The organism is Bacillus sp. EE-W1, assembly GCF_009760835.1.
Taxonomy (GTDB): domain Bacteria; phylum Bacillota; class Bacilli; order Bacillales; family Bacillaceae_G; genus Bacillus_A; species Bacillus_A wiedmannii.
Window position 1 is genome coordinate 1 of the sequence record NZ_WIPE01000002.1, and the last position, 7,209, is coordinate 7,209.

Genomic DNA, 7,209 nt, shown 5'->3' on the forward strand with positions numbered 1-7,209 from the left:
GCGGGGGTTCGAATCCCTCTACCTCCTCCAGATATAATTGACAACAGCGCATATAAGTGGAGATTGGAGAACTCGTTACCAACACGTAACGAGTTTTTATTTTAAAACCAATCATAAAGTATGGTGTAAGGCGATTTTGTCCTTATTACACACTCATATTCCGATGATTATCTTCATAGATATGAAAGGAGTCAACATGGATCTTATTATACAAACGTTTCCTTTAGATGGAAAAACTTTATATTATGTACAATGTCCTGTCTGTAAGAACAATAGAATTTTAAACAGTGGTGCAAATGTGTCACGCATTATAAGCGATGATACATTCCGTAAACTTTGTGGTTGCACTTGTGATGTAAAGCAAACTGCGACAAAAGTAGAGGCGCCAAAAAAAGTTGAAAAAGCAGCTGTAAAGAAAGAAGCAGCTCCAAAACGTACAGGTAAAGTATTAACAGCAGTGATTAACGGGAAAGAAATGACTGTTAAAGAGATTGCTGAAACATACGATATTAGTACAAGTACTGTTCGTCAGCGTATTAACGCTGGAAAACCTGAGAGTGAAATTATTGCTCCGACAAAAAAGAAGTAATTTAATAGAAAAACCCGTGCGTATGCACGGGTTTTTTATTTTACAAGTTTACGTGTTTGTTTTAAAAAATGGCCAATTTTTTTAATGATTGGTTCGATTGAATCACCATCTTTTAAAATATCGTATTCATTAATGTTTAATCGTAAAACAGGGCATGCATTAAAGTTATTAATCCAGTTTTCGTAACGGCCATGCATCTCTTTCCAATACTCAATTGGTGTTTGTTGTTCCATCGGACGTCCGCGTTCTTGGATACGATCAACAATATCATCGAAAGAACCTTCTAAGTAAATTAATAAATCAGGATGAGGGAAGTAAGGAGTCATGACCATAGCGTCAAATAAACCTTTGTATGTTTCATAATCAGTTTCCGTCATTGTACCTTTTTCATGATGCATCTTTGCAAAAATTCCAGTGTCTTCATATATAGAGCGATCTTGAACAAAACCGCCACCGTATTCAAAAATTCTTTTTTGTTCTTTAAATCGTTCTGCTAAAAAGTACACTTGCAAGTGGAAGCTCCAGCGTGTGAAATCAGCATAGAACTTGTCCAAATACGGGTTCGAATCTACCTTTTCAAATGATGTGCGATAACCTAAAGCGTTAGCTAATGCAGTTGTCATAGTTGATTTTCCGACACCTACTGTTCCAGCAATAGTGATTACTGCGTCATTTGGTATATCATATTTTTGCCTTAAATTCATTGTTATTCCGACTCCTTTAAGAGAGTATTTTGAAGGGCGGATAGGATGACGTTTAAATCATCAGGATTTTTTACAAAATCCATATCGTCTCCGTTAAATTTTAATACTGGGATATCTGGATGATCTTTTTTAAAAGTATCCATTGCTGTTTCGTAATCTTTTGTGAGCTGTAGTAAGTAATTTGGATCCATGTTTTTTTCGAATTCTCTTCCGCGCATCGCAATTCGTGTTTGTAATGTTTCCAAGCTAGCTGTTAAATAAACGATAACGTTTGGTACAGGCATATCTTGTGTAAGGATACGATAGATTTGCATGTACTTGTCATATTGAGAATTCTTTAATGTACGGGATGCAAAAATTAAATTTTTAAATATATGATAATCCGCTACTACTGGTTTCCTTTGATTCAAATACTTTATGTTAATATCTTCTAATTGTTTGTATCTATTACAAAGAAAGAACATCTCTGTTTGAAAACTCCATTCGTCGATGTCTTCATAGAATTTTCCTAAAAAAGGATTCTCATCAACAATTTCTTTTAGTAAGTGGAGTTGCATGTGAGTTGAAATTGCCTTCGCAAGTGAGGTTTTTCCAACACCAATTGGTCCTTCAACCGTGATAAATGGTACTCCGGTCACGCTGTTTCCTCCTTTCAATCAGTGATTTACCGTGACTACTAAAAACACAAAACAGAATTATTGTAGCACAGGAGGGAAGCGAGCGGGTTAATTTGATATAAAAAGTTAGAAAATAAATATATGTATTAATTAATTTTTATTTGAGATGACGGTACTATATTTGCTTTTAATGTGGCTTCCATTATTTTTAAAGCATGCAGATTATCCTGATCATGATTAGAGGCAATACAGTCCTGTGGTACATACAGTGTATAATTTCTCATATGAGCATCGTTAGCTGTAAAGAGGATACATATATTCCCGGCGACTCCTGTCAATATTAGATTTTCTATTTTTAAATAGCCTAATAAGGAATTTAAAGGTGTTTCATAAAAAGCAGAGTAATGTGGTTTAATAAAAATGTAATCATCAGTATTTGGAGCAATCTTATGAATGATATTTTCACTATACTCATTTGTACAATGAGTAATTAGTTGGTCAATATCAGATCTCCAAAGTTGATAATGGTCATTAACATAAATTATGGGGTAGCCAAAGGATTTCATTGTTTTCTTTAATTGTAAAATAGGGTTTGTTATAATTTCGCATTTTTTAGCTAGGGTGGGCCCGTGTGAAAATTGAAAATCATTAATCATATCGATAATGAGTAAGGCAGTATTCTTCATATGTAATCCCCTCTCTTTTTTATTAGGGTGGATTGAATTTGTAAAAGTTATCCCATGTGCAGTAAATGGAAAAAAGTGTATTTTATTTTAGGTGAAAGGACTATGGTATGGAACACGATCAAGATATTTATTTTATGCAGTTAGCAATAGAAGAGGCTAAAAAAGCAGAGGCAATACAAGAAGTACCGATTGGTGCAGTTATAGTGTTAGATGGTGAAGTAATTAGTGTTGCTCATAATTTAAGAGAAACTGAACAAAGATCAATAGCTCACGCTGAGTTATTAGCTATTGATGAGGCGTGCAAAAAATTAGGGACATGGCGTTTAGAAGATGCGACGTTATATGTAACATTAGAGCCTTGTCCGATGTGTGCGGGTGGAATTGTTTTATCACGAGTGAAGCGAGTTGTATATGGTGCAAGTGATCCGAAAGGTGGATGTGCAGGGACTTTGATGAATCTTTTAACGGATGAACGCTTTAATCATCAATGCGAGGTAGTTGCTGGTGTATTAGAAGAAGAATGCGGTACTTTGTTAACAAACTTTTTTAGAGAGCTTCGTAAAAAAAGAAAAGCGATAAAAAAATTAGAGAAAAGTAACGAGAATTAACGTATTTGCATTTTGTAAAAAAACAAGTTATACTGATAATGCCTTTTAATGAAGGCAACCGAATATTGGTTTTAACTTTGCCGTGCTAAGCGGGGAGGTAGCGGTGCCCTATACTCGCAATCCGCTCTAGCGAGGCCGAATCCCTTCTCGAGGTTATGCTGCTGTAAGGTCTGCCTTAAGTAAGTGGTGTTGACGTTTGGGTCCTGCGCAACGGGACCCCGTGAACCTTGTCAGGTCCGGAAGGAAGCAGCAATAAGCGGGTCTTCTCGTGTGCCGCAGGAGTGCCTGAACCGAGCTAACTGCTTGAGTAACGCTTATGGTACGTAATCGACAGAGGGTGCACGGCAGTTATATATGTATACAAAACTCACCTTAATACTAAGGTGGGTTTTTTGTATAGAAAATAACTTTTGGAATCTATAAACAGAATGGGTTATAATAAATAAGATAATAACCTTTGAGGGAGGCCGTATTTTCGTGTCATACCAAGCGTTATACCGAACATGGAGACCGCAAAAATTTGAAGATGTAGTTGGTCAAAAGCACGTGACAAAAACGTTGCAAAATGCCCTTCTTCAAGAGAAAGTTTCACATGCTTATTTATTTTCTGGGCCGAGGGGAACAGGAAAAACGACAATTGCAAAAGTATTTGCAAAAGCAATCAACTGTGAACATGCTCCGGTAGCTGAACCTTGTAATGAATGTCCTTCTTGTTTGGGGATTACACAAGGATCTATTTCAGATGTATTAGAAATTGATGCGGCTTCAAATAACGGTGTAGATGAAATTCGAGATATTAGAGATAAAGTAAAATATGCTCCAAGTGCTGTAGAATATAAAGTATACATTATTGATGAAGTCCACATGCTTTCTATGGGTGCCTTCAATGCGCTTTTAAAAACGTTAGAAGAGCCGCCAGGACACGTCATCTTTATTTTGGCGACAACAGAACCGCATAAGATTCCGCCTACAATCATTTCACGTTGCCAGCGTTTTGAATTTCGAAAAATATCAGTAAATGATATTGTTGAGAGATTATCGACGGTTGTGACGAATGAAGGTACGCAAGTAGAAGATGAGGCGTTACAAATTGTTGCACGTGCCGCTGAAGGTGGTATGCGTGATGCGCTTAGTCTTATTGATCAGGCAATATCTTATAGTGATGAGACAGTTACGACAGAAGATGTATTAGCTGTGACAGGTTCTGTTTCCCAGCAATACTTAGGTAACTTAGTAGAATGTATACGTGAAAATGATGTATCAAGAGCATTACGTATCATAGATGAGATGATGGGTAAAGGGAAAGATCCAGTTCGTTTTATGGAGGATTTCATTTACTATTATCGCGATATGCTTTTATATCAAACCTCACCACAACTGGAACATATGTTGGAACGAGTAATGGTAGATGAGCAATTCCGGATGTTAAGTGAAGAAATGCAACCGGAAGTAATCTATGAAATCATTCATACGCTTAGTAAGGGACAACAGGAAATGAAGTGGACAAATCATCCGCGAATTTTCTTAGAAGTTGTTATGGTACAACTGTGTCAACAGTTTATGATGCAAGCGAACGGTGCAGATCGTTTACAAGCAATTATGAACAGGATGCAGCAATTGGAGAAAGAGTTAGAACAAGTCAAAAAGAATGGTGTGCCGGCTGGTGTGCAGCAAGAAGTCAGAGAGACACGTGCAACACCAAAGCCAGTGCGTACAGGTAGTATGAAAATTCCTGTTGGACGCGTAAATGAAGTGTTAAAGCAAGCAAAGCGTCAGGATTTAGAACAATTAAAAGCTGTGTGGGGTGAGTTGTTAGGAAGACTCAAATCATACAACAAAGTAGCGTTTGCTGTTTTATTAGAAAATAGCGAACCGGTAGCGGCTTCGGATGATACTTACGTTTTAGCGTTTCAATATGAGATTCACTGTAAAATGGCAAGCGAGAACCGAGAAGCTATGGATACAGTGGAACAAGCCTTATTTGAACTGTTAAGTAAAAGATTAAATATGATTGCCATTCCAAAAAGTGAATGGGGTAAAATCCGTGAAGATTTTTTACAGCGTGAAGGCGAGAATTCTGAAGAAAGCCCAGAGAAAAAAGAAGATCCTCTTATAGAAGAGGCAGTAAAATTAGTAGGACAAGAACTTATTGAAATAAAAGAGTAATAATAATTAGGAGGAATTAATTATGATGCGTGGCGGAATGGGAAATATGAATAATATGATGAAACAAATGCAAAAGATGCAAAAAGATATGGCAAAAGCGCAAGAAGAACTTGGCGAAAAAACAGTTGAAGGTACAGCTGGCGGCGGTATGGTCACAGTTATTGCAAATGGTCATAAGCAAATTCTTGAAGTGAAAGTTAAAGAAGAAGTTGTAGATCCAGAAGATATCGAAATGTTACAAGACTTAGTGTTAGCTGCAACGAATGATGCACTTAAAAAAGCTGATGAACTTTCAAACTCTACAATGGGTAAATTTACAAAAGGCTTAAACTTACCAGGTGGAATGTTCTAGGAGGATACTGATATATGCATTATCCAGAACCGATATCGAAATTAATTGATAGTTTTATGAAGTTGCCAGGAATCGGACCGAAAACAGCGGTTCGATTGGCATTTTTCGTATTAGATATGAAAGAAGATGATGTGTTAGGTTTTGCAAAAGCACTTGTGAATGCGAAGCGAGATTTAGCGTATTGTTCTGTATGCGGACATATTACTGACCGCGATCCTTGTTATATTTGTAATGATTCGCATCGAGATCAGTCGATTGTTTGTGTTGTGCAGGAACCGAAAGATGTAATCGCAATGGAAAAGATGAAAGAGTATCAAGGTGTATATCATGTGTTACGTGGTGCGATTTCTCCAATGGAGGGAATTGGACCGGAAGACATTAATATCCCGCAACTTTTAAAGCGACTGCATGATGAAACGGTACAAGAAGTGATACTAGCAACAAACCCTAATATTGAAGGGGAAGCTACAGCGATGTATATATCCCGCCTCTTAAAGCCGACAGGTATTAAAGTAACTCGTATTGCACATGGTCTGCCAGTTGGTGGAGATTTAGAATATGCAGATGAAGTGACACTGTCGAAAGCGTTAGAAGGTCGTAGAGAAGTATAAGAGGAGAAACAAAAATGTTCTTTCAAAAAAAGGGTAAATTGCGTAAAGAGTATGATGATAAGCTAATTGTACTATTAGAAAAAGTGAAGAATGAATGGTTACGTCAGAAGAGAATGGTTGAACAAAGTGTGGAACCATCTCAAGATGTACTTTGTTCTTTGAAAATAGCAGAGGCGAAATATTTCTTCTTGTTAAAAGAAGCAAAACGTCGTCCTGTAAAAATGGAACAATGGTAAAAGGTTCTGCTGAAAAAGCAGAACCTTTTATTTTATTTATTAAATATTTAGTGGTTACTTCGTTTGGAAAGAAAGATTAATGGTTTTTATGAAGAAAGTGTTGCCGAATGAAGGTTAACAAGATAAAACAACTGGAGTTGTAGGGTAAATGTTCTTTTTTATCGCCTTGTCCCATACAAATAAATATGTATAGGTCACTTTCATAAGGAGGAAAAAATGAATTCTACAGTTGTTATTGTCGGTATTCTTACTTTAGTTTTTATCTTTCTTGTTTTTGGTGTTTCTTCTAAGCCGTTACGTTTTATAGGAAAAGCGCTCTTTCATGTTACTTTAGGGATAGCATTACTCTTTATCGTAAATGTTGTAGGGACATATTTTGATTTTCATATTCCAATTAACTTGGGAACCGCAACAATCACAAGTATATTAGGCCTACCTGGTGTTGCTGCATTAGTGGTTATTAAGCTTTATATCATGCCAAGATAAAATTATTTTGGCATTTTTTTAAAAAGTGTTGACGAACAAATGATTAATATGGTAAATTAATAAGCGTCGTCAGGAACGAAAGAAAAAAGTTGTTGACAGATTTAACGCAAAATGTTAAATTGTAAAAGTCGCTGAAACGCGATGTTGAACTTTG

Annotated in this window: 10 protein-coding genes and 1 other RNA gene; 8 read left to right on the top strand and 3 right to left on the bottom strand. The window is 36.5% G+C overall.

Annotated features, from left to right (window positions below; genetic code table 11):
• Positions 1 to 196 precede the first annotated feature (196 nt).
• Complete coding sequence (locus tag GFJ36_RS00035) at positions 197 to 589, top strand: sigma factor-like helix-turn-helix DNA-binding protein (protein ID WP_000364198.1); 393 nt, start codon at positions 197 to 199, stop codon at positions 587 to 589.
• A gap of 35 nt (positions 590 to 624) precedes the next feature.
• Here the strand turns inward: GFJ36_RS00035 and GFJ36_RS00040 are convergent, their stop codons facing one another.
• From GFJ36_RS00040 to GFJ36_RS00050, 3 genes are all read right to left on the bottom strand, one after another.
• Positions 625 to 1,293 (bottom strand): deoxynucleoside kinase, encoded by a 669-nt coding sequence (locus GFJ36_RS00040; protein ID WP_001053583.1) that lies wholly within the window; start codon positions 1,291 to 1,293, stop codon positions 625 to 627.
• Between the two features lie 2 nt (positions 1,294 to 1,295).
• Positions 1,296 to 1,931 (bottom strand): deoxynucleoside kinase, encoded by a 636-nt coding sequence (locus tag GFJ36_RS00045; protein ID WP_000148207.1) that lies wholly within the window; start codon positions 1,929 to 1,931, stop codon positions 1,296 to 1,298.
• Positions 1,932 to 2,056: 125 nt separating this feature from the next.
• Entirely contained in the window at positions 2,057 to 2,596 is a 540-nt protein-coding gene (locus GFJ36_RS00050; RefSeq protein ID WP_000798743.1) for a cysteine hydrolase family protein, read from the bottom strand.
• Between the two features lie 107 nt (positions 2,597 to 2,703).
• Here GFJ36_RS00050 and tadA point away from each other — a divergent pair, with 107 nt between their 5' ends.
• The 7 genes from tadA to GFJ36_RS00085 all read left to right on the top strand — a co-directional run bounded on the left by tadA (position 2,704) and on the right by GFJ36_RS00085 (position 7,055).
• Entirely contained in the window at positions 2,704 to 3,204 is a 501-nt protein-coding gene (gene tadA / locus GFJ36_RS00055) for a tRNA adenosine(34) deaminase TadA (RefSeq protein ID WP_002108901.1), read from the top strand.
• A gap of 80 nt (positions 3,205 to 3,284) precedes the next feature.
• An RNA gene (gene ffs / locus GFJ36_RS00060) (signal recognition particle sRNA large type) lies at positions 3,285 to 3,549 on the top strand.
• A 132-nt stretch (positions 3,550 to 3,681) separates the two neighbouring features.
• A complete protein-coding gene (dnaX, locus tag GFJ36_RS00065) occupies positions 3,682 to 5,370 on the top strand; it encodes a DNA polymerase III subunit gamma/tau (protein ID WP_000121581.1) in 1,689 nt (562 codons plus the stop codon).
• A 25-nt stretch (positions 5,371 to 5,395) separates the two neighbouring features.
• Positions 5,396 to 5,722, top strand: a complete 327-nt coding sequence (locus GFJ36_RS00070; RefSeq protein WP_170771173.1) for a YbaB/EbfC family nucleoid-associated protein — start codon at positions 5,396 to 5,398, stop codon at positions 5,720 to 5,722.
• A 14-nt stretch (positions 5,723 to 5,736) separates the two neighbouring features.
• Entirely contained in the window at positions 5,737 to 6,333 is a 597-nt protein-coding gene (gene recR / locus GFJ36_RS00075; protein ID WP_000559168.1) for a recombination protein RecR, read from the top strand.
• 14 nt (positions 6,334 to 6,347) lie between these two features.
• Positions 6,348 to 6,569 carry a YaaL family protein gene (locus GFJ36_RS00080; protein ID WP_000466020.1) on the top strand — a complete coding sequence of 74 codons (222 nt, stop codon included), beginning with the start codon at positions 6,348 to 6,350 and terminating at the stop codon, positions 6,567 to 6,569.
• Between the two features lie 216 nt (positions 6,570 to 6,785).
• Positions 6,786 to 7,055, top strand: coding sequence for a pro-sigmaK processing inhibitor BofA family protein (locus GFJ36_RS00085; protein ID WP_001089486.1), 270 nt, complete (start codon positions 6,786 to 6,788; stop codon positions 7,053 to 7,055).
• The last annotated feature ends 154 nt before the right edge of the window (positions 7,056 to 7,209 follow it).